The sequence below is a fragment of the Cyclobacterium sp. L-R genome, from assembly GCF_056859355.1.
This window is the reverse complement of the sequence record NZ_JBSXOH010000055.1, coordinates 1-23,003: the sequence shown is the minus strand read 5'-3', so window position 1 is coordinate 23,003 and position 23,003 is coordinate 1. Positions and strand designations below refer to the sequence as shown.

At 37.4% G+C, this 23,003-nt stretch carries 17 protein-coding genes; 1 reads left to right on the top strand and 16 read right to left on the bottom strand.

The genetic code is table 11. The features are described 5' to 3' along the window. Positions 1-273: 273 nt before the first annotated feature. The 11 genes from argJ to AC13EX_RS06985 all read right to left on the bottom strand — a co-directional run bounded on the left by argJ (position 274) and on the right by AC13EX_RS06985 (position 14,571). Positions 274-1,485 carry a bifunctional glutamate N-acetyltransferase/amino-acid acetyltransferase ArgJ gene (argJ, locus tag AC13EX_RS07035; protein WP_482892118.1) on the bottom strand — a complete coding sequence of 404 codons (1,212 nt, stop codon included), beginning with the start codon at positions 1,483-1,485 and terminating at the stop codon, positions 274-276. 13 nt (positions 1,486-1,498) lie between these two features. Further along, positions 1,499-2,542, bottom strand: coding sequence for an N-acetyl-gamma-glutamyl-phosphate reductase (argC, locus tag AC13EX_RS07030; RefSeq protein WP_482892116.1), 1,044 nt, complete (start codon positions 2,540-2,542; stop codon positions 1,499-1,501). Next, positions 2,523-3,734: an aspartate aminotransferase family protein gene (locus AC13EX_RS07025; protein ID WP_482892114.1), complete on the bottom strand. Its 1,212-nt coding sequence runs from the start codon at positions 3,732-3,734 to the stop codon at positions 2,523-2,525. Before AC13EX_RS07025 ends, argC begins: the two co-directional genes overlap by 20 nt. Before the next feature lies 1 nt (position 3,735). Further along, the gene (gene argB, locus AC13EX_RS07020) at positions 3,736-4,560 is read right to left on the bottom strand and encodes an acetylglutamate kinase (protein ID WP_482892113.1); all 825 of its coding nucleotides are present in this window, start codon (positions 4,558-4,560) and stop codon (positions 3,736-3,738) included. 269 nt (positions 4,561-4,829) lie between these two features. Next, positions 4,830-5,594 (bottom strand): PhzF family phenazine biosynthesis protein, encoded by a 765-nt coding sequence (locus AC13EX_RS07015; protein WP_482892112.1) that lies wholly within the window; start codon positions 5,592-5,594, stop codon positions 4,830-4,832. Positions 5,595-5,608: 14 nt separating this feature from the next. After that, positions 5,609-7,060 carry a TrkH family potassium uptake protein gene (locus tag AC13EX_RS07010; protein WP_048643349.1) on the bottom strand — a complete coding sequence of 484 codons (1,452 nt, stop codon included), beginning with the start codon at positions 7,058-7,060 and terminating at the stop codon, positions 5,609-5,611. A gap of 2 nt (positions 7,061-7,062) precedes the next feature. Next, a complete protein-coding gene (gene trkA, locus AC13EX_RS07005) occupies positions 7,063-8,409 on the bottom strand; it encodes a Trk system potassium transporter TrkA (RefSeq protein WP_339713092.1) in 1,347 nt (448 codons plus the stop codon). A 113-nt stretch (positions 8,410-8,522) separates the two neighbouring features. Then, positions 8,523-10,523 carry an alpha amylase C-terminal domain-containing protein gene (locus AC13EX_RS07000; RefSeq protein WP_482892111.1) on the bottom strand — a complete coding sequence of 667 codons (2,001 nt, stop codon included), beginning with the start codon at positions 10,521-10,523 and terminating at the stop codon, positions 8,523-8,525. A gap of 45 nt (positions 10,524-10,568) precedes the next feature. Then, positions 10,569-11,999, bottom strand: a complete 1,431-nt coding sequence (locus AC13EX_RS06995; RefSeq protein ID WP_482892110.1) for a Ca2+-dependent phosphoinositide-specific phospholipase C — start codon at positions 11,997-11,999, stop codon at positions 10,569-10,571. Positions 12,000-12,047: 48 nt separating this feature from the next. Next, positions 12,048-13,025, bottom strand: a complete 978-nt coding sequence (locus tag AC13EX_RS06990; RefSeq protein WP_048644637.1) for an endonuclease/exonuclease/phosphatase family protein — start codon at positions 13,023-13,025, stop codon at positions 12,048-12,050. 268 nt (positions 13,026-13,293) lie between these two features. Beyond that, positions 13,294-14,571 (bottom strand): DUF445 domain-containing protein, encoded by a 1,278-nt coding sequence (locus tag AC13EX_RS06985; protein ID WP_482892109.1) that lies wholly within the window; start codon positions 14,569-14,571, stop codon positions 13,294-13,296. Positions 14,572-14,813: 242 nt separating this feature from the next. Between AC13EX_RS06985 and AC13EX_RS06980 the strand changes: the two genes are divergently transcribed. Next, a complete protein-coding gene (locus tag AC13EX_RS06980; RefSeq protein ID WP_482892108.1) occupies positions 14,814-16,169 on the top strand; it encodes a sensor histidine kinase in 1,356 nt (451 codons plus the stop codon). Between the two features lie 2 nt (positions 16,170-16,171). On the opposite strand, the gene AC13EX_RS06975 is transcribed toward AC13EX_RS06980, so the two are convergent. From AC13EX_RS06975 to AC13EX_RS06955, 5 genes are all read right to left on the bottom strand, one after another. After that, a complete protein-coding gene (locus tag AC13EX_RS06975) occupies positions 16,172-16,909 on the bottom strand; it encodes an NYN domain-containing protein (protein WP_048643343.1) in 738 nt (245 codons plus the stop codon). Positions 16,910-17,136: 227 nt separating this feature from the next. Continuing rightward, positions 17,137-18,744 carry a BCCT family transporter gene (locus AC13EX_RS06970; protein WP_482892107.1) on the bottom strand — a complete coding sequence of 536 codons (1,608 nt, stop codon included), beginning with the start codon at positions 18,742-18,744 and terminating at the stop codon, positions 17,137-17,139. Positions 18,745-19,109: 365 nt separating this feature from the next. Beyond that, positions 19,110-19,358: a toxin-antitoxin system YwqK family antitoxin gene (locus AC13EX_RS06965; protein WP_482892106.1), complete on the bottom strand. Its 249-nt coding sequence runs from the start codon at positions 19,356-19,358 to the stop codon at positions 19,110-19,112. Between the two features lie 23 nt (positions 19,359-19,381). Further along, positions 19,382-20,815 (bottom strand): sulfatase, encoded by a 1,434-nt coding sequence (locus AC13EX_RS06960; RefSeq protein WP_482892105.1) that lies wholly within the window; start codon positions 20,813-20,815, stop codon positions 19,382-19,384. Between the two features lie 43 nt (positions 20,816-20,858). Beyond that, positions 20,859-22,109, bottom strand: a complete 1,251-nt coding sequence (locus tag AC13EX_RS06955; protein WP_482892104.1) for a TolB family protein — start codon at positions 22,107-22,109, stop codon at positions 20,859-20,861. Between the last annotated feature and the right edge of the window lie 894 nt (positions 22,110-23,003).

Here is a 23,003-nt window from a genome sequence, read left to right as displayed (position 1 = left end):
GTTTTTTAATAGTTTTAAAAAGTCCTTCGAAAAGGAAAAGGACTTGATTGTTGTTAGATTATTTTCAAAAAAACTACGCTCCCTTTTCTTTCCTAAAAATAATAAAAATTCCTTAACTAAACGACATTGATAATCCGGGTTTAAACTCTCGATTGAAATCGAAAAAATCTATTGTATCATCCCTAAAAAATCATCGATTGCCAAGACAAAATAAAAGCCTCTAAGATCCCTTAGAGGCTTTTATCGATGTATTTATCAAAATATGCGATTGGATTAAGTCGTATATACCGAATTAAACATCACATAGTCAGTGGTAAGGTCTGAACCCCAACCTGTAGCTTCCTGCTTACCCGTATTAAGTTCCAAATGAATTTTAATATGGGATTCCCTGAGCAGTTTTTTCATATAATTTTTATCAAACTTGGTAGGCGAACCTTTTAAAAGCACCTGAACTTGATTGTTTGCATCACCCAAATAGAGATTGGCTTTTTTATAATTAAAGCTAATCCCTGCATTGCCGCAAGCTGCAATGATTCTTCCCCAATTTGGATCCCGACCAAACATTGCTGTTTTCACCAAAGTAGAGTCTGAAATTGCTCTGATTAACTTCATAGCAACATTTTCTGATATGGCTTTTGAAACCCTATATTCAATAAATTTAGAAGCTCCCTCACCATCAGAAACAATCAACTTGGCAAGGTGGACTAGTAATTCACCTAGCTTTTCCTTAAACAAAAGGTAAAGGGGGTCATCCTCACTTGTGATCTTTTCATTCTCAGCCATACCGTTTGCCAAAATTGCTACCATATCATTAGTAGAAGTATCACCGTCTACAGTAATCATATTGAAGGACCGGTCTACACAGTATTTCAAGGTCTTCTGAAGCAACTTTTCGTCAATGGCAATGTCCGTGGCTAAAAAAGAAAGCATCGTGGCCATATTGGGATGGATCATTCCGGATCCCTTCGCTACCCCTCCTATGGAGATGGTTTTTCCTTCCCATTCAAATTCTACAAAGCCTTCTTTTGCAAAAGTATCTGTAGTTAAAATAGCATTGGCCAGGAAAGAACCTGCTTTTGCGTCATTGGATAATTTTGGTACGGTTGCTTTTATTCCTTCTACCACATCTTCTGTAGGGAATACCTCTCCTATTAGTCCTGTAGAAGCAACAATAACATCATCTGGAGAAATATTTAGTTCCGCCGCAACTGTGTCCGCCATCGCCTCTGCACCTTTACGGCCTTGCTCACCAGTACAAGCATTGGCATTACCTGCATTACATACAATAACCTGTGCCCTATTATTGGCAAGGTTTCTTTTAGTCACCTTTATTGGTTCGGCCTGAACTTTATTTTGTGTAAGTGTCGCAGCTGCAGCTGCCGGAACTTCCGAAAAAATGATTGCCAAGTCCCTTCTCATGGATTTAACTCCCGAATGAGCTCCCCAACATTTAATTCCTTTTACACTTGTAATATTCTTAATCATTACGTTTGTTAATTTATGGTTGCATTGGAACCTGTAGAAGGCCAATGGATTCGTTCAGTCCCAACATAATATTCATATTATGTACAGCTTGACCAGCTGCACCTTTTACTAAATTATCGATAGCAGCAATCACAATCGCCCTTTTCGTCCTTTTATCCCAAAATGGATAAATATCCGCATAGTTACTTCCTCTAACTTCTTTTATTGAAGGTGCTTGATTCCGTACCCTTACAAAAGGTTTGTTTTTATAAAAATCCTTGTAGAGTGATGTTAAACTCTCTTGGTCCATTTCTTTATCTAAAGATAAATAAGATGTAGCCAGAATACCTCTATCTACTGGCAAAAGATGGGGCGTAAACTGTAAAATAACCGAATTTTTCATTAAAAACGAAAGCTGTTCCTGAATTTCAACGGTATGCCTGTGGTTACCTATACCATAAGCTTTGAAATTATCATTTACATTTGAAAAATGAGTAGTATTACTCGCTTTTACTCCAGCACCAGTCAGTCCTGATTTTGCATCTATTATCGCTCCTGATACTGAACCTAATCCAGAACCAAATAAAGGAGCAAGACTCAAAATAGAGGCTGTAGGATAACACCCTGGATTGGCCACCAATGTAGCTGTTCTGATTTCATCAGAATAAAGTTCTGGCATACCATAAACAGCTTGTTCAAACCCTTTGGGAAATGTATGGTCTTTTTTGTACCAATCTTCATAAACTTCAGGACTTGAAAGCCTGAAGTCACCTGAAAGATCGATTATTTTCACTCCATCATCTATCCAACGCTTTACAAATTCCATGGAGACACCATGCGGAAGAGCCAGAAATACCACGTCCACTTCTTGTATATTCACTTCATCTGCTCCAATTAATTCAAAATCAATTATTCCTGAAAACTGCCCATGCAAATCTGAAAATCTCTTGCCCTTGTGACTTTCTGAGGTAATGCTAACAATCTCTACTTCCGGATGATTAATTAAAATTCTCGCTAGCTCGGAGCCAGTATAACCTGAAGCACCTACAATGCTTACCTTATATCTTTGATTTCTCATTTTTCTCAGTTAATTCTATTAATGACTTCAACTTACCCAATACTGTTTCAATGTCTTCATCCGATATATTAAGAGGCGGAACTAGACGGATAACCGATTCCGCTGTCCCATTAGCAATGATGCCATCATCTAAAAGTGCTTTCACGATTGGGGCAGCCGGTCTATCCAATTGTATGCCAATCATCATTCCTAAACCACGTACCTCTTTAATCATGGGGTGGATTGAAGCCCAAGACCTCACCGTTTTCATGATCCACTCTCCTTTTTCAAGTGATCTTTCGACCAATCCTTCTTCTAAAATAGCTTTAAGGGTAGCCAATGCAGCCGCAGATGCCAAAGGATTACCTCCGAAAGTAGTACCATGGTCTCCATAGTCTATGGCATTGCCTACCTTTTCATTGCACAAAAAAGCTCCGACTGGCATTCCTCCGCCCAGTCCCTTTGCCAAGGTCATTATGTCCGGTTGTACATTAAAATGATCTTTGGCAAACATTTTCCCTGTGCGTCCTACCCCAGTTTGAATTTCATCAAAAATAAGCAGGACATTGTTGTCATCACAAAGTTTCCTTACTCCTTGTAGGTATTGTTCATTTGCAGGGATTATTCCTCCTTCACCTTGAACAGGTTCTAGGATTACAGCAGCTGTCTGATCATTTATTACCGCTTTCAAGGCTTCCAAATCATTAAAAGCCACTTGTGAAAAGCCCGCAGGAATGGGTGCAAAACCCTGTTGATATTTTTTTTGTCCTGTAGCGATGGTAGCCAAAGTACGGCCATGAAAAGAGTTTACCATTGAAATAATCTCTCCACCTTTGTTATGCTTGCTTGCGTATTTCCTAGCAACTTTAATCGCTCCCTCTACTGATTCCGCACCGCTATTGGTTAAAAACACATGCTTCAGATGAGTCAAGTCTACCAGTAACTTACTCAACGCTACCTGAGGAGGACTTACAAAGAAGTTAGATATATGAATTAACTCTGCAGCTTGGGCCTGAATGGCGCTCACCACCTTGGGATGGCAATGTCCCAAGTTATTTACGGCAATCCCAGCGAGCATATCAATGTATTCCTTTCCATCTGCATCCCACAATCTACTGCCTTTTCCTTTTATAAATGCCAAAGGAAAGCGTTTGAAGGTAGGTAAATAATTTTTTTTGTCTTCCTCGTACAAATACTCGTTCGATATGTGCATGCTAAAGTTTAATTGTAGTTCCTATTTTAATTTGATTGATGATAAAATCGGTAATCTGTTCCGGGCGTGTACCATTTAAAATTACTGCCTCTTTAACTCCGGATTCAACAGCTGAAACGCAAGATTCTATTTTGGGAATCATTCCTCCAGAGATAACGCCACCATAATACTTTGGAATAGTGGCTGTATCAATTTCCCTTATTATTGAAGCTGGATCTGGATATTCTTTATAGAGTCCGTCCACATCAGTCAATACAATATAGGTATCAGCACTTATTGCAGCTGCAATTTTACCAGCGAAAACATCCCCGTTTATATTGTAATCATTGCCTTCTTCATCTGAAGCAATACAGGTAATTACTGGACAAAAGTCATTTTCCAGCAAAGTTTCAATCAATAGTGGATTTACATTTACAATGTCTCCAACCTGACCCAAATCTACTTTATGCTTTTCACCATTTTCATCCGACCTTATATGCCATCTTTTTTGGGCAATAGCCAATTTACCATCTTTACCTGAAAGCCCAACCGCTTTCAGCCCTTGTTTATTCAATAAATTGACCAAGGAGCTGTTTACTTCTCCTTTCAGGGTTTTTTCAATGCAAGACATTGCCTCTAAACTGGTATGTCTCTGCCCATCAAAAAATTCAGATTTTATTCCTGCATCAGCCAGGGAGTTATTGATAAAAGGTCCTCCACCATGCACCAGTACTACCTGAATGCCATGGTCTTGCAAAACTTTTAACTTTTTTGCAATTCCTACTTTAAGGTCTTCACTGATCATTGCATTCCCACCATATTTGATGAGAATTTTACGATATTCCATTCTATATATATTTTGTCAACATTAGAATTACTAAAACATTGCAAAATAAAAAAGCAATAATTATACCAAGGAAAGAAAATTATACTGGAAAAACCTTAAAAAATGAATTCGTTCAAATATTGATATGGAATATTGAAATAATCAAAAGCCGGGTTTACTATTTGTCAGTTTGTCATGATAAAAAAACGAGCTTTGAATTGGAAGAGCTCACCAATCCAAGTAAAAACATAATCTGATGCTTCTATTTCTTTTGGTTTGAATAAATCTTGCTAATGAATCTCAAACTCTCCAGAAAGCAAAACCTTATTGCCTAAAATGGTTGAAATAAATCGCCCTCCTCTTTCACTCAATTGATCCGAGACCATTTCACTTTTACCCAGTTTATTTGCCCAAAATGGCACCAACATGGCATGCGAAGAACCTGTGGCAAAATCTTCCAGTTGACCAACATGAGGGACCAATGTTCTGCTTACAAAATCCACCTTATCAGCAGCAGCAGTAATGGCATAACCAAAAATTTCTGAATCCCTTAACCGCTTAAAATCAGGGTTCATGTTTTTTACAGAAGACTCAGAGTCCGTCAATATTAAGTGCTTGTTGGCCGTTTCATAAATGGCCAGAACAGGTATACCTAATCCCTCTTTAATAGGAAGGGGACATTCAGAGAGAGGTTTTATAACTGGTATAGTTTCCATTATCATACCGAAATTATCATCTGAAACCTTTAATTTAATTTCTCCTTCTTTATAATGTAGTGTTATTTCACTTTGTTTTTGGTATTGGGACATAAATATCCCTGCAGCAGCAGCCCCATGCCCACATAACTCAATCTCAGCATCAGGAGCAAACCACCTTACATTTGATTTCCCTTCTTTGTCAAGGTATATAAAAGAAGTAGCAGGCATGCCCAATTTAGCTGCCTGATCTTGCATATCCTGCGTTTCAAGAGGTATTTTAGTTAGCACTACGGCCGCAGGATTTCCTTTATAACCCAATTTTTTTGAAGTGAAGACTGCAATTATGGAAGGTTTCATAAATATTTTTTTGATTAATTGGCTCTCCAGAAATATGGAGTAAAGAGAACCAATATAGTAAATAACTCTAACCTTCCTAATAACATTAAAAAGCTAAGGAATAGTTTTGCAAAAGGCGAAAAGAAAGCAAAATTATCTACTGGGCCAACTCTTCCAATACCTGGGCCTACATTTCCCATAGAAGTAGCTACAGCACCAAAGGAAGTGATAAGGTCATAACCTGCAATCGACATTACAATGGATCCTAACACGAAGATCATCAGGTACAACAATAAGAAATTCATAATGTGGGTAATTACCTTTCCTGTGACCCGTTCTCCATTTATTTTCAATGGAATAACAGCTCTAGGATGCACAATTCGCTTAAATTCCAAAGTAGAATTCTTCACAAAGGTAAGGTGCCTGATAAACTTAATTCCACCACTAGTAGATCCTGCACAAGCCCCCATAAAAAGAATCATAAAGAAGATAATTGTCAGCCCATTGCTATAAACAGTATAATCTGCACTTACATATCCCGTGGTAGTGACAAGTGACACAACCTGAAACAACACATCTCTAAAAGATTTTTCAAAACTGTCATCCATCAAAAAGTAAACAGCAGCAAAGATACCTACAACGAGCAGCCCTACACTTATAAAATAGGCCCTAAACTCATCACTTGCCCAAACCCTATTGAAATGTCCTTTGAAAGCAAAATAAATCAAGGTGAAGTTTGTTCCTGCTAAAAACATAAAAAATACAGCGGTATACTGGATTAATGGACTATTAAAATAGGCCATGCTATTGTTTTTAGTAGAAAAACCTCCTGTGGACATGGTGGTAAGTGAATGATTCATGGCATCAAAAAAGGACATGCCCTCTAAGTAATAAATAACAACCAAAAGTATGGTAAGTCCAAAATAAATTAACCAAAGTCTTTTAGCAGTTTCCCTAATTCTGGGATGTACCTTATCTGAGGTAGGTCCGGGGGATTCAGCCACGAAAAGTTCAATTCCTCCAATTCCCAATAAAGGAAAAATCGCAACTGTCAATACGATAATTCCCAAACCACCTATCCATTGGGTCATACTTCTCCATAGCAATATACCTTCTGGAAGCCGCTCTATATCAGTCAAAATGGAGGCACCAGTAGTTGTAAACCCAGATACAGTTTCAAATATAGCATCAGAATAATTGGGTATGGTCCCACTTAAAAGGTAGGGCATCATTCCAAAAACAGACATGATTATCCAGCTTAAAGCTACAATCATGTACCCTTCTCTTTTTCTAATGTTTTGATCCTGATTGGCGAATGAAAAGAAAAATGTCCCTCCTATAGTTAAACAAATCAATGCCGAAGCGATTAATGTAATCTGGTCTCCACTGTGGTAGTAGTAGGCAAAAGCCACACTTGGAAACATTAAAACACCAAGGAGCATCATTAACCCTCCCATGACTTTTAAAATTGCCTTATAATGGATCATGATTAGTTAAATAATTTTTCCAGTACAGGTTTGGCTTCAGGTAGGGCAAGAACGATGGCCTTGTCATGAAGTTGCAATTGAAATTCACCATCTGGAATAAAAACTTCTTCACCTCTAATCACGCCGGCCACTACAGCAGTATCAGGGAAATGGAGTGCCTTCAAATTCTTTTTGGTCAATTTATTGTTTTTTGTAACAGCGTATTGGACAAATTCTGCTTCCACGCCCTGTATACCGGAAACTGCTTCTACTTGTCCCTTTTTCAAATACCTGCTCACATGATTTGCTGCTACCAGCTTTTTATTAATCAGAGAATCCACTCCTATACTATGTGAAATATGAATGTATTCCCTAGTATCCACATGAGCAATGGTTTTGTACACGCCATGATTTTTTGCACTTAGACTCGTAATGATATTGGTTTCAGAACTATCTGTCAATGCCAAAAAACCATCCATGGTTTCAAGCCCTTCTTCTATCAAGAGGTTGATATTTTTGTAATCTCCATGGATTATCAATGCTGAATCCAATCTTTCCGCGAGCCACTTGCAACGCTCCTTATCATTATGGATCAATGTAACACCATAATCATCTTCCAATTCTCTGGCTGTGGAATAGGCAAGATCATCCCCACCGATAATCATCACATCATGGATTTCTTTTTCCTTGTGGTGAACAAGGTCTTTTACTGTGTTTACAGATTTGTTATTGGAGATAAAAAACACATGATCATTGTTCCGGATATAAGTATCTCCTCTAGGGATAATTGTTCTCTGATCCCTTACTATGGCAATTATCCTTATTTCTTTAAAAATTGGATCTGTCCTAGTGTCAGAAAGCTTTCTATTAATCAATGGTGAGTACCGGTCCAAAGTAATGCCAACAACACTTAATCTTCCACCTTCAAACTCTATAACATCAGAAAAGCTGGAACGTTTCATTAAGCGAGAGATTTCCTTACTGCAAAGCATGGAAGGAGAAATAATGGAATCTATTCCTAGGTTCTCAAAATAGATTTTGTTCTCCTTGTATAAATAATCATGGTTTCTTACTCTGGCGATTACTTTTTTTGCCCCCAGTTGTTTGGCCAATACGGCAGTACAAATATTGGTTTTTTCGGAAGTAGTTACCGCCAACATGAGCTCAGCATTATGAATATTGGCCTTCTTCAAGATTTCAATTGATGCTGAATCTCCCTCTATCGTCAATACATCCAACCTGGATCCAATATTGTCCAATACATCCTTATCCAAATCAATCAGAATGATATTCTTACTTTCGTAATAAAGCTGTTCTGCTAGGTGGAAACCCATATCACCAGCACCAGCGATCACGATATTTACTGCCATAGACTCGTCTTCTATAATTTAAGGGTAATATTAATCAAAAAAGGAGCAAGACCAATACTTATTAACTGATTTCCAATTTATTTCAACTTCTACCAAATATAAGTTGGAATTAATCAATCGAATTTTTCAAAAACCAAAGCCGTTCTATTGGTCATATAAATGCTTAAAAGCTGCTTTTGATCAGTGAAATAAGCCATGCTATTGTCTATCCGCCCAAATCCACCAAATTGCTTGTCATCTGAATTGAGTACAAGCCTGTATTGTCCCATAGAGGGCGCTCGAAACTTATAATCTGCAATGGCAGTCTGAGGATTGAAAGAAAAAGCAAACAGCAAGGCTCCTCTGGTAAACACAACCACCTTATTTTCCGGGTCAGCATGTACCTGATCTGCAAAAGGAGAGCATAATACATGGTACTTTTTCATAACTGCTATCATCGCTTTGTCCCAATTTAGCAGGTACTGGTATTTTAACTTTTTATCCTCTGCAAGACTCCATTGCCTTCTAGCGTATTTATAACTCCAATTATTGCCTTCTCTAGGGAAATCTACCCATTCTGGGTGGCCAAACTCATTACCCATAAAATTGAGGTATCCCTCACCTCCTAAGCCTATGGTAAATAATCTTAAAAGCTTATGAAGGGCGATTCCACGATCGATAATGATGTTCTCATCGTCGACTTGCATATGGAAATACATTTCCTTATCCATTAACCAAAAGGCTATGGACTTATCTCCTACAAGCGCCTGATCATGCGACTCCGCATAAGCTATGGTTTTTTCTTTATACCTGCGATCACTTAATTCTTTCCAAAATTCAAGAATATCCCATTCCTCGTCCTTCTTTTCTTTCAGCATTTTGATGAAAAAATCGGGAACCCCCATGGCAAGCCTATAATCAAATCCTACCCCACCTTCGGCTGGTAATCTACACAAGCCGGGCATACCACTAACATCCTCTGCAATGGAAATGGCTGAGGGTTTAACTTCTTTGATAAGTGCATTGGCTAGTTGTAAATAGATTATAGCATCCCAATCCACATCTTTATGGAAGTACTTTTCGAAATGATCAAATGTAGTTAGCCCATGGTGAAAATAAAGCATGGAAGTAACCCCATCAAACCTAAACCCATCAAAATGGAATTCCTCTAACCAATATTTTAAATTGGAAAGTAAAAATCTCTTTACCTCCCATTTTCCATAATCAAACAACTTGGAGTCCCATACCTCATGATATCCCCTGGGTCCTTCATGAAAATACTGGTGATCTGATCCATCAAAAGCATTCAAACCCTCAGAAACATTTTGAACTGCGTGTGAATGTACCACGTCCATTATAACCGCTAACCCAAGTTCATGGGCTTTATTCACCAAGTACTTTAAATCTTCTGGAGTACCAAACCTACTTGAAGGACAGAAAAAACTAGAAACGTGATAGCCAAAGGAACCATAATAGGGATGTTCCATTACAGCCATTAATTGAATAGCATTGTATCCCAGGTTTTTAATTTTAGGTAAAATTTCATCAGCAAAGGCAAGGTAAGTACCTACAGCCTCTACTTCAAGTCCCATCCCTACATGGCACTCGTAAATCAACAATCCATCTTTTGGAAAGTCTGGTTCGAAAGCCTTATCTGTCCATATAAAGGGCTTTTCTGGAGCCCATATTTGCCCGGAGAAGTCTTTGCTTTCTTCATCCTGAACCACTCTACGAATATAAGCTGGAATTCTATCCATATTGCCATTGGCAGCAACAACATGGACTTTCACTAAACTCTTATGAACCAACCTATCCTTGTATTCGGAATAGGGTAAAACTATTTCCCAAACGCCCCATTGGTCCATTTGCAGTGGATGAGAAGACCTATCCCAATTATTGAAATCTCCAATTAAAAAGAGTGCCTCGGCTTCGGGGGCCCATTCTCTATAAATCCAGGCTTGCCTATTAATGTCAAAATTAATTCCGAAATACTCGTGCCCTGAAGCAAATTCAATTAGCCCTTTTTCATCGTTTGCTAACTCTTTATATGCCAATTGAAACCTAACCCATCTCTGGTAAATTTCCTCTTTGTAATCCTCTAACCATGGGTCCTCTTGAACAATTTTCAATTTCATATAGCTATCTGCAAAAGTGATTGTAAAATTTTATAAAAGCTGTAATTATTCGTCCACTGGAAAACCACTATTTTTCCACCGATCATACCCCCCTTCCAGGTGGTAAACATGTTTGAATCCATTTTTCACCAACAAATCAGCGGCCTTTCCGCTTCTCCCTCCTACTTTGCAATACACCAAAATTGTTTCATTTTTATCCAATTCTGTGATTCTATTAGAAAAATCTTCTTGCAGAAAGTCCATGTTAATTGCACCAGAAATAACCCCATGTTTTACCTCCTCACTCGTTCTAACATCCAAGACAAGCCCTTTCATTTGCTCCTTCGCAATAGTAAAAGTTTCTGGGTCAAGAGCTATTACAGGTTTTACTTCTTCAGATAAAGCGATTTTTTCTTCCATCTCACTTGGAAACAAGGGATTAATACGACTGTACTTCCCTCCTTCAAATTGAACTGCATAAGCGCCTTCCCACCTTGGGTCAGCTACATAATAATCTGTACTAATCAATTGGGCTCCACTGGAAAATGCCATTTCCCTTCGTTCAGTAGTATTGGCTCTCGCTTCCTTTGTCCCTGCATCAGCTCTGGTTCTTACTATAAAACCTTTTTCCACCAAAGCCTTTATCTGTTTTTGATTTTGAATGGGATCATTAATAATATGTATTGCAGACATGGGATGGTCTTCAGGTACAGTGACAAACATATGCCCTTCATTTCCCTCTTTGGAATTAGATAGATACTCAGCTACTTTTGGTTCTCTTTCATCCAAAATAAAAATAAATTTACCCCGAGATGACGATAATTCCGGCCAGCCTGATTCGATTATAGCAGTCCTTAGGTCTTTAAACGACCCTCTTACGTCTTTTGGCTTTATTAATTTTTCAACTCCTAGAAAGTCTTCTATTTCTTTGTCTAACAAACTAAATACCGACTGATCAAATGGAAGTGCTGTTGCAAATCCTCGATCAGGGAAATTGGCATCTTTGGCATTTATGCTGATGAAAATTGGTAAGTGATTGGGATGTAATAAGGACCAGTTTTTCAAATCTGACAAGTAATCCCTAAACAAAGCATGATGACTTAAAAAATCTATATCCTGTACATGAAATACTTTAAAGCCCGGGAGGTCAAAACCTGCATCCCAATATTCTGGTGCTACCAATTCTTTCCCAAGAGGATTACTAAATCGTCCTCCTTCTGGGTCATGGTAAATGTCCAGTTCCAATAATCGTAATCCTGCATCAAGTTGCTTCCAAATAGTAGGATGGCTATAATCAAGACTATTGGCCATTTCAAGGTTTTCCTGCTTAATTTGCTCCAAAAGCTCCTCAGGTATTGCCTTTTTATAGCTATTATGAGTGCCAATATATTGAATCTCATTAATTTTCAGGTTAGTATTTTCATCTACCTGATGTGTTCTATTTTCACAATTGAAAAATAAAAAGGATAAGCCAATTATAAAACACCTTAACATCATAAACCTATTTTTTTTCCACGGTTAAATATATCGAATCTTAATCAGAAATTAGCCACGGGTAGAAAACTCTGCCCATAGCGGGAGATGATCTGAAATTCTCCATGACAATTGGAAAGGGCTCAATCTAGCTTTTTTCATAATATGAGGTCCAAAATCAAATATCCCTCCGTTGAGGTATCGAATAGAAAGTTGAGGGATTTTGTTTTGATTTTCAAACCAAGCAATTTGCGAATAAAATTTCGTTTGATTGTCTATTAATGTTCTTCTTACATTCCATAGGTTTTCTGGTACCGACAAACCGGAAGACACAAAGGCATCGTACCTTGGATCCCCCATCCTATCAATATTAAAATCACCCAAAAGAATCAGGCTTTGGTCGAAAGATTTCATACTTGATGCCCACTCGCGAAGCCATTTGGCAATGGCCGTTAATTCACCTTCACGCTCAGAAGCATGTTTTCCATACAAGACATGTGCACTTACTAGAATAAATGTTTTATCCTCTACTTTAAAGCCCACTGCATAAGGGGTCCTGGCAAATTGCCTATCGAAAGCCCCCTCCTTGATTTCCTCAGCCTTTTTATTGGGCACAACAAGTTCGCAAGCCAATCCGGATAACTTTACTTTTCTGGTGTCAAACAAAAACCCTATCCTTTCGTCATTGCCCTCATCTCCTCCTGATACATCCGTTAAAATAAAACTCCAATGGTTGCCCAATAGTTTGAGCATATGTCTGAAGGCTTTCAAATTACCTTTGAGCTCCTGAACAGCAATTATATCAAACCTAGAGATTATCTGAGCGATAGCCAATACAGCGTGTAGGTCTCTTTTTGGAGAATCTGAATCTTCAGCTTCCCACTTTTCAGTGAGCCCACCAAAAGCACGAATATTCCAAGTCGCTATCAGTATATTATGGTCTAACTTTTTAAATGGGAGTCCCTGATCTAATACCTTATTTAAAGCATCCATCTCATCCAAAATATGCTTTGGAGCTAAGCTTAATATTTTTGGAGATTTTTGATTCATATCAAAATTGATTGCGAAAAATGATTTTAAATAAAAATAAGGTTTTTTAGCCTTTTTCAAAACAATAAACAACAATCATTCATTTTTTAGATATAATTATAATTTCACCATAATTAATCTAGCTTCTTTATTGAACGGTTTTGATAGGCCATTTAAACTCAATTTTAATCAAATTTGAAATGTGCAATAAAACTCATAATAGCCACAATAAATATTGGTTCTAATCAGTTAGCAACTGACAATCAACCACCTGCCTATTCTGGTAAAATCAATGAATAGCCCACCTTATTGTTGCGATTATTAGTCCTACCAAACCACCAACTACAGCTCCATTTAGGCGTATATACTGTAAATCATAGCCTACCTTGTCTTTAATCTGGAGCATTATTCCATTGTCATCCAATTTCGCAAGACTGCTCCTGACCATTCCCCCTAACTCATGATGGTATTTGGTCACAAGATGGGTAATGGTTTTTCTCAACCACATGTCAATTTGCGTTCTACTGCTATTATCTTCTCGAAGTTCGTTCAAGAACCGACCCAACTGCCTGCTCAATAATTGCATTAATGGTGTGTCTGAAGAAGAAAACTGCTCATTCATGTTTTCCTTTATTTTATTCAACACCTTATTTATCATGCCTTTGGTTTGGTCATTTAAAACCCAATTTCTTTTGAGGTTATCAACGTAGGCTAGGGTCTTCTCATCTCCCGATTCTAGGTTAGTAGCAAACTCCAAAACATAATTTTCCAGTTTTTTTCGAATTGGATGCGCTGGGTTATCTTTTATCTCTTCCAAAAAGGCGAGCACTAGATCTAAGATTCTGTCAATCATTAAATCTGGGTCTATTCCTCCGGTTTTCTTACCTAACCAAACGGCAGATTTTTTCACCCAATCCCTACTTGCGTAAGATGCTAATGCACTTTTCAACTTTCCTAAAACAATGGCTCTGGTTTCAGGCTCTTTAATGGAAATAGAAAATTGATCAATTGCAATGGCTATAAATTCATGGTGTTTTCCTTCCGTCACAATACCTTGTAGCCATTTCCCGGTAGGCTTGGCAATATCTGAACTATCAAGTCTATCTTTAAGTAATTTTTGTACCAGAACTACAAACTGAGGATTGTCCATTTCACCAGAAATCCGTCGAAAGATACCGCCAAAGAACCCTAAAAGTTTATTTAAATTTTCACCCGATTCTAATGATTGCAATAAGCCCTCTGCAATTTTAATGTGCATCAGCCTCTCTTCGAGAACTTTTGGAGACAACCATTTTGTAGTCACCAGATCAACTATCCCCTCAGTTAATTTCTCCCTGTTTTTTACAATTATATTTGTATGTTTTTTGACAAATGGAATAGGTATCTCATAAAATAAAGCACTCACAGCAAACCAATCTGCCAAACCACCAATGGTTCCTGCCTCAAAACCAGTAGCAAGAATGCGCCATATTCCCATTTCTAAGTAACCTAAATAGATACCGGACTCTAAGAGTAAAAATCCCGAAACAGCAATAATTAAAGAATTCCTTCCAATTTTACTTCTCAAAATATTATTATTAATGGATTTGAATAAAAAACAGCAAGTTACCTCCTATTTTACAAAAGTTTTATTTATAGTTGACTACAAAATTTGAACCATTAATATAATTCCGCAATATAAATTATAAGAAGATTGTTTAAGCAAAAAAATATTCGCTAGTTTTAAAAGTTAATCCAATTCCATATAAATTGCTTTAGGGTAACAAAAAATGGATGTCTACTTTTTTTAACAAACAGCAAATTTTATTCATGTGGGATAAGTATCTAAAGTATATCAAAACCATTTGTTTGGCCACAGAACAGAAGGCCGATCATTTAGACGATTGGAGAGATAGGTTATTTATATCAGGCTTGGCTTTTTTATTGCCCTTTTGCTTGATTGCACTCATTCCGGGGCTGATAATGGCTTATATAAGCAATCATATTGCAATCTTTATTTTTGATTCTTCCGCTTTTATAATATCAATAATCGCAGCTTTAGTTCCTGGTATCCGCCTTAAATTTCGGAAATGGGCTATTTTTTTAATTTTCTATGGAACTGGAGCATCCCTCATTTTTTTTGTTGGGAATTATGGTCCAGGATTAATGTATCTTTTGTCTGTATCTCTATTAATGATACTGTTTTTACCTAGTAAGCAAGCATTTATTAGTTTTTATCTAAACCTCTTTACTTCTACTGTTTTTAGTTTATTGATATATTTTAAAGTAATCGTTTATCTTCCCAACCTTCCCAATCCTGATTTGCTTCACTGGATAACCGTATCTGCAAATTTAATCTTCTTAAGTGCTGTATTTTCTTTTCTCATACCCAAATTATTTTCCAGGCTGGAAAATAGCCTAAGAGAACAATACTCTCTTCAGGAAAAACTCAAATTGAGAACGGTTAAACTAAAAGAATCACTTAAAGAGGTAGAAACTAAAAACAAGGAATTGGAACATTTCACCTTTGTGGTCTCTCACGACTTACAGGAACCCTTACGGATGGTTTCGGGCTTCATGCAATTACTGAAAAAAAAGTACAGTGACTCATTGGACGAAAAAGCCAATACCTATATTTCCTATGCTGTGGACGGCGCCGGTCGTATGAGGGAATTGATTCTCGACTTGTCAGAATATTCTCGAATTAACAAAATTACGGAAGAGCCTGAACGCGTGGACCCCAGTCATATTCTAAAAAATTTAAAACTAACTTTTCAATCAGAAATAACAGCAAAAAAGGCCGAAATCACCTCGGGTCGATTGGTCCCAATTCTAAGTCATGCAAGTTTCTTTTCACTCCTTATTCAAAACCTTTTAGGTAATGCGCTGAAATATTCAGATCCAAACCGCCCTCCAGTGATTCATTTATCTATGGAGGAAAGAGAGGAAGATTACCTGTTTCAAATCAGCGACAATGGAATAGGAATAGATTCTGATTACTTTGATAAAATCTTCGTTCTATTTCAGCGCCTTCACAATAAAAATATAGGTCGGGGCACAGGAATGGGATTGGCAATTGTTAAAAAAATCACTGAAATATTAGGGGGTGATATTTGGGTAACCTCAGAAGTGGGGATAGGTACCACATTTACATTTACCCATCCCAAATACCCTAGCTCAAAATAAGTTTATTCCTTGTTTCTTACGAAGATCAATTTGTGTTTGCCATTTTGATTTTCCCTCTGTTCAACCTCAAAGTTAGCTATAGAACTCACTAACGGTGTCAATTTCTGAAATCCGAAATTCCTTGAATCAAAATTGGGTTGCTTCTTTTGAAGTAAATTTCCAACATCTCCCATAAAAGCCCATCCATCATCATCTGCTAAATCAGAAATTGTACTGGAGATCAATCGGATAAGTTTCGGGTTAATTTTATCAACTTGAACAGATGATTTAGCTTTATTTTTACCATTCTCCTGCTCCTCACTCTGATTGTGAAGAATTTCCAAATAAATAAATTTATCGCAAGCCACTATAAATGGATTAGGTGTTTTTTTCTCCCCCATTCCAAGGACCAGCATTCTAGATTCACGTAGCCTAGTGGCCAATTTGGTAAAATCACTGTCACTAGAAACCAAACAGAAACCATTGACCTTATCTGAATACAAAATGTCCATGGCATCAATTATCATTGCCGAATCGGTGGCATTCTTACCTGTGGTATAACCATATTGCTGTATAGGATTTATAGCATTCTCCAAAAGCACATTTTTCCATTTACCTAACTGAGGTTTAGTCCAGTCACCATAAATCCTTTTAATGGTTGGATTGCCATATTTTGCTATCTCTTCCATCATTTCCTTGACCTGAGTGGATGGTACATTATCCGCGTCAATCAATACTGCAATTTTAATATCTGTTTGCATAAGCTTTAAATATAGCGCAAAAGTATGAAATAAAAAGTAACCAAAGAAATCTTCAGTTTTCCAAAAAACAATCGAAAAACCTCTTTTTGGCTGCTTTGCCGAACTGTGTGTAGATTAAGCATTGACATGGGAACATAGCGTAACTATAATAAAGCCATAATAGAAACACGATGACTAATTTATAGAAATTCTACCATACAATAGACGGGCACCTAGTCAACCATGGTTTATCCCGCTGAATCTTTGTCATTTTCAAGTTTCTTAAGTATCACATCTGATAATTTTTTCTCGTAGGAATTTCTATCCATTTCTTTAGCCAAATGTTTTTCCTTGGCATATTCTTCTTTCAATCCTTTTAAAAGAGAATAACACATAAAAAGCAAAATGACTAAAAAAGGAAGTCCGGTGGTTATCGCGGCTGTTTTTAAAGCGGTAAGACCTCCACCAATCAATAGAACAGCTGCCACTGCACCTTCTGTAGTTGCCCAGAAGATGCGTTGTCCAACAGGTGCATCCAACTTACCTCCTGCTGTAATGCTATCTATTACTAAGGATCCCGAATCTGAGCTGGTAACAAAAAAGCTTGTTACCAATAATATCCCAATGATTGAGCCAACACCTGAATAAGGAAAGTTCTCTAGAAAAACAAACAAGGCTATGGATTCATCAGCGACAATACTTTTGGCTAGACTATGGGTATTGCCAACTAGCCCCTCTTGCATGTCCAGCAGTATGGCAGAACCACCCAAGGCAGTCAACCAAAAGAAGGTAAGGATGGTTGGCACCAACAATACGCCAAATATGAATTCCCTTATGGTTCTCCCTTTCGACACCCTAGCTATAAACATTCCTACAAAAGGTGACCAAGAAATCCACCAGGCCCAATAAAATACTGTCCAATCTTTTTGCCAGCCATTGTCCCTATAGGCTTCTGTCCAAGTGGATACCTGTAGAATGTTTTCCATATAATTCCCAATATTCTGAACAAAGGATCGGAAAATAAACAAGGTGGGGCCTACTATAATTATAAATATTAGCAAAATTGCTGCGATCCTTACATTCCATTCACTCAGAAACTTCACCCCTTTGTCAATGCCAGACACAACTGAAAGGGTAGCAATTAGAGTAATTCCGGCAATCAACAACACCTGAACCAAAATGGTATTTGGAACACCAAATAAATAGAAAAGCCCTCCGCTGACCTGCTTAACACCCAAGCCCAAAGACGTAGCCAATCCAAATAGCGTAGCAAGTACTGCCAATACATCAATACAATCTCCCATCCAACCATGCACTTTTTCACCAAGCAAGGGGTAGAACACAGACCTAATGGTTAAAGGTAATTTTCGATTATAGGTGAAAAATGCCAAAGAAAGGGCCACTACAGCATATATGGCCCAGGCATGAAACCCCCAATGAAGAAAAGTAAGGTTCATGGCTCCTTCTGCTGCCGCAACAGTATAAGGCTGACCAAAAGGAGGGTTGGCATAGTGATATACCGGCTCTGCCACTCCCCAAAACAACAATCCTATTCCCATACCTGCACTAAAAAGCATGGCAAACCAAGAACTTGTACTGAACTCAGGTACAGCATCCTTACCTCCTAGCCTTATTGTACCATATTTACTGAATCCCAGATAAAAACAAAAAACGATAAAAACATTGACAGCAATAATAAATAACCATCCGGTTTTATTCGTGATGAAAGTTTTGATATTGGAGAAAACCAGCTCCATGGGCTTACCAACAATTATGGTAACTAGAATAAAAATAAAAATCAATATGACAGATGGCCAAAAAACAGGCTTATGAATGTCAAAATGTTTTTTCATCATAATTTAATGTTTAAAAAGGGAGGGTTCCAAACTTTTATCAACCCTATAATCCCCAATACGAAACAACATGTCAGGCCTCAAAAAAGCTGCACCATACCGATATCGAATCCTTGAAATTTATACTAATAATCTGGCCTGAGACCTTTTAGGGTCAGCTACGTAGTAAATGAAATCATCAAATCAATAATGATTCCATCAATGGGAGAACAACCAATAAATAAAGATTATTTGGCAATACATTGGATTCACAGGATAGTCAAACCCCTGAATAGATATCAATCCCATTCCAGATAGCTTAAAAGTATACTATTTTGCCTCCGATGACAAATTCCTTGCTGACCAATTTTAAATCAGGAACCTTTCCCTTATCTTTTGGTCACTTTATAAACCTTGCCATCGCTATCATAAGTAATCCATTCTCCCACGGCTTCCCCCTTAATGAAATGACCTGACCGCTTGATGGTTCCGTCAATTCGATACCATTCCCAGTACCCTTCTGCCTGCCCATTGATTATTTCTCCTTTAGACCATATCGTTTTACCATTGGCGTGGTATTTAATGGTAAGTCCATCAATAATTTCGGTTTTTTTAGATGGAATGTTTTTATCTGGCATAATGGAATATCTATAAAGTAATTTTACTCACTTTGTTTTATCTTTTGTTGGATAAAATATTCGTTGTTATCGTACTTTGATTCCTTAGCCCACTTCACGTTAATTTGAGGAAGGTATTGGGCCAGTCTCTCTTTTACTCCCTGGTACTTCTTTTGTTCAGCTAGATTGTGCCATTCATTTGGGTCCTTCTTTAATCTATACAATTCCTCTGAACCATCCTCATAATGGATATACCTATATTCACTTGTAACGATGGCATGGTTGTTTCTAGCCCAAGTAACAATTGCAGGTTGTTCCCATTTTAGCTTAGGATTTAATATCAGAGGATAAATACTTTCTGCTTCTATATTCTCTGCTGAAGGAAGCTTCGCCAGATCGGTGAGTGTTGGGTAAATTGAAAACAATTCCACAGGCACATCTACCTTTTTATTTTTCGGAATACCTGGTCCTGCAAAAACAAGAGGAGCTGCTGTTGCACTGTTCCAAAGTGCCACCTTGGCAAAGGTATTTTTTTCTCCCAATCGATAGCCATGGTCAGACCAAAGGACAATTATGGTGTTTTCAGCATACTTGCTTTTCTCCAAGGCATTCAATACTTCCCCTATATAATGGTCTACAAAGGAAACACTAGCCAAATAACCTTGAAGGATATTTTTCCACTGATCATTGGCTATGGCCCATTCGGTGGTAGGCATCATAGGCAAATCGTCAATCGCAAGAGCTATTTCGGGTAAATCCTCCCGATCTGTATCCAAATAAGGAGGAAGATGAAGTTTTGCTGTATCATATAGGTCAAACCATCTTTGTGGCACATACCATGGCACGTGCGGTCGTAAAAAGCCTACAGAAAGGAAAAAGGGTTTATCGTATTCTCTTTTGAGCCTTTCTGCTGCCCATTCTGCAGTATGGTAATCCGGCATTTGTTGGTCTTTCTCCGGAAATGGCCCCCAATCTGTCGAGGTTCTCTCTTTGTCCCAATGGAAATTTTGCTTTGCATATGGTCCAAAACCTTTGGCTCGCCCACCACTTTCATCAAATAAGTCCTTCGGGGCATGATTGTGGTAAATTTTACCTATTCCCATGGTATGATAACCTTGCTCTTTGAAATACTCATGCATCATTTTGGCTTCACGAGTAGCCTCATTGGTTTCCTTGATCTTGTTGTCATCTATAAAACCATAGATACCTGTTGTGGAAGGCCTGAGACCTGTCATTATTGCCGTTCGCGATGGACTGCACATTGGTGATTGACATTGGGCATTGGAAAAGAGTAAACCACTTTTTATAAGCTTGTCCATATTGGGAGTAATGGCATCCGGATGCCCCATTTCTCCTACAAAATTATTCAAATCATCTACCGCAATCATCAATATATTGGGTCGATCTTGCTGGGCTTTTCCGCTAAGGCTAGTAAAACAAAGACTTATAAAAAACAGTAACAGGTACTTTTGGGACATGGTTATTTTTAATGGTTAATTGTTATTTGACAATTTCTTCCAATTAGAATTTTAATTTCAGTAAGTAGGCTTGTCTTGATCCGGAATGAACGGAATTGAAGCCAATCATATCTCCATTTGGACTCCACCTACAATGGATATCACAGCGCCAATATCCTTTGAATGATTCAGGAGTTACAAACTGACCTAAGGCTCTCACAGCATTGGTTTTCATATCCATCAAATAGATTTTCTGTTCTCGAAATTTGTTCTCTCTAGCATAGGTATCGGTAACCATCCATTTTTCATCAGGTGAGAAAGTCCCATGTCCATCAAAATCCAGGAGACCATTTCCAAGCCTTTTATAATCCTGCTTTCCTGTAGTATACAATACGTGGGAATATTGTTTTCCCTCATAGGAACTAGTGACCATTAATTCTTCATCATTCAGCCAATCAAAATGTGATCCTGCCCAGTCGTCTGGAAAACACCTTTGAAGACCTGTTCCATCTAAGTTTACTATCAATGAAGTGGTATTCCTATTAGGAATAGCCCTTGCTAGCCAAAATATTTTAGAACCTCCTCGACTAAACAAGGTGTGATTAAAATACTCAATCCCCTCTTCGGGAATTTCCGGAACCAAATCCTTAACGTCAGCCAATGAGACTATAAGATCAGCTTCTCCTGTGGCTAGGTCTAATAGAAATAGTCCATCATCTTCGGGGAATTGAACATCCTCTTTTTTATCCTGCCCTTCTCCACCATAACCATAATCGCTCCTGGTAATGCGAAGACGAGAAAAGTTAATACTAATAGCCTTGGTTCCATCAGGAGATACTGCACTTACCGGGTGAGGAATGGTTTTGATTTCTTCTTGCGTGTGAACATTCATTATCACAGAAACAAAAGCCCCTTCCCTTAGGTCATTGTAGATAATAAGAGAATCTGGAGAAGTAGCCAGCCAATGCGCCATACATCCTTGCTGAAAATTCCAAGCACGAGTCGTAGTTAGTGGCTTGAATTCCATGGTTTCAAGATCTACAAGTCCCAATGTTGCTTCATCATCTTCAGTTGGGAGCCTATCTACAATATCTGTTTCTAAAACAGTCGCATACCTTTGATTGGCGCTAAAAGAATTTATGCCATAATAACTGGCATAAAGATGTTCTTTTCCATTGTCTACCAATTGAATGGGAGCTAAAACTTCAGGGAAATGAACGGTATTGTTGTTGTTGTTTTTTTCTGCTATTGGTTCGCGATCTGCACAAGAAAAGGCAATACTGCATGCCAATAAAATAAAAATTAAGGATTTCATTTGGTTGGATTTGTTAATTTGGTTTATCGTCAGCTATTGCATAAAAACAGTTGATAACACAAAATAGCATGAGAAAATGGACTTTTCAAGTTGCACTACAAAATAAGGGTAAAAGCACCTGAATTTTATTTTTTTAACAAAATTCTATTGAACAATTATTCCATTCCCAAGCGGCCTATTTGCCTGTAAAACTCAATACTATTCTTTTGAAAGGATAAATTTTGTTCATTTTTTCGAAAATCTAGCCTAAATAAATATGCTTCTGAAGGCCAATAATAGAAATAACTCTGAAAATCAGAAAAATAATCATTACAAAGTATAATAAAAAATTTGAATACCTAAATTTTCATCTATTATAATAATACATTATTATAATATAGGTTCAATTATTAGATTAAAAATAACCATATGATTTTCAACTAAACACCTATTTCAAATTTAGAGGGATTATTTTTAAAAAAGACATATATGTATATTTTTTATAATTAAATACAGTAATTTATTAATAATAATAAGTCATTTAAATTAAAAATAAATTTTAATAATAATAAAACTAAAAATAAACTAGTGAATACTGTTTTTTAGTTGTAGTTTTTGCTATCATTAGGATTTATTTTACGAACAGTAAATTTCAAATGATTAACAAATTAATCCCATTTTAAAAACCTAAATCCAAAGTAATGAAGGAACCTTTATTAAATCATGTGAAACCCTTGATTCGATTGTTTTGAATTGCTATAATAATTCAAGTGATTAGCTTGGATTATATACATGGAGAAAACAATACGGGGAAAGAAAAAAGCTTTGAAAAAGCTATCAACTCGTACTTATTATCAATGGATATTAAGATCCGTTCTGAAAGGAAAAGCAGCAGTAATTTAGCAAGTATGGCAG

Coding starts and splice junctions, on each gene's coding strand:
- argJ (WP_482892118.1), bottom strand. CDS start 1,485: ATGATTAAGAATATTACAAGTGTAAAAGGAATTAAATGTTGGGGAGCT.
- argC (WP_482892116.1), bottom strand. CDS start 2,542: ATGAGAAATCAAAGATATAAGGTAAGCATTGTAGGTGCTTCAGGTTAT.
- AC13EX_RS07025 (WP_482892114.1), bottom strand. CDS start 3,734: ATGCACATATCGAACGAGTATTTGTACGAGGAAGACAAAAAAAATTAT.
- argB (WP_482892113.1), bottom strand. CDS start 4,560: ATGGAATATCGTAAAATTCTCATCAAATATGGTGGGAATGCAATGATC.
- AC13EX_RS07015 (WP_482892112.1), bottom strand. CDS start 5,594: ATGAAACCTTCCATAATTGCAGTCTTCACTTCAAAAAAATTGGGTTAT.
- AC13EX_RS07010 (WP_048643349.1), bottom strand. CDS start 7,060: ATGATCCATTATAAGGCAATTTTAAAAGTCATGGGAGGGTTAATGATG.
- trkA (WP_339713092.1), bottom strand. CDS start 8,409: ATGGCAGTAAATATCGTGATCGCTGGTGCTGGTGATATGGGTTTCCAC.
- AC13EX_RS07000 (WP_482892111.1), bottom strand. CDS start 10,523: ATGAAATTGAAAATTGTTCAAGAGGACCCATGGTTAGAGGATTACAAA.
- AC13EX_RS06995 (WP_482892110.1), bottom strand. CDS start 11,999: ATGATGTTAAGGTGTTTTATAATTGGCTTATCCTTTTTATTTTTCAAT.
- AC13EX_RS06990 (WP_048644637.1), bottom strand. CDS start 13,025: ATGAATCAAAAATCTCCAAAAATATTAAGCTTAGCTCCAAAGCATATT.
- AC13EX_RS06980 (WP_482892108.1), top strand. CDS start 14,814: ATGTGGGATAAGTATCTAAAGTATATCAAAACCATTTGTTTGGCCACA.
- AC13EX_RS06975 (WP_048643343.1), bottom strand. CDS start 16,909: ATGCAAACAGATATTAAAATTGCAGTATTGATTGACGCGGATAATGTA.
- AC13EX_RS06970 (WP_482892107.1), bottom strand. CDS start 18,744: ATGATGAAAAAACATTTTGACATTCATAAGCCTGTTTTTTGGCCATCT.
- AC13EX_RS06965 (WP_482892106.1), bottom strand. CDS start 19,358: ATGCCAGATAAAAACATTCCATCTAAAAAAACCGAAATTATTGATGGA.
- AC13EX_RS06960 (WP_482892105.1), bottom strand. CDS start 20,815: ATGTCCCAAAAGTACCTGTTACTGTTTTTTATAAGTCTTTGTTTTACT.
- AC13EX_RS06955 (WP_482892104.1), bottom strand. CDS start 22,109: ATGAAATCCTTAATTTTTATTTTATTGGCATGCAGTATTGCCTTTTCT.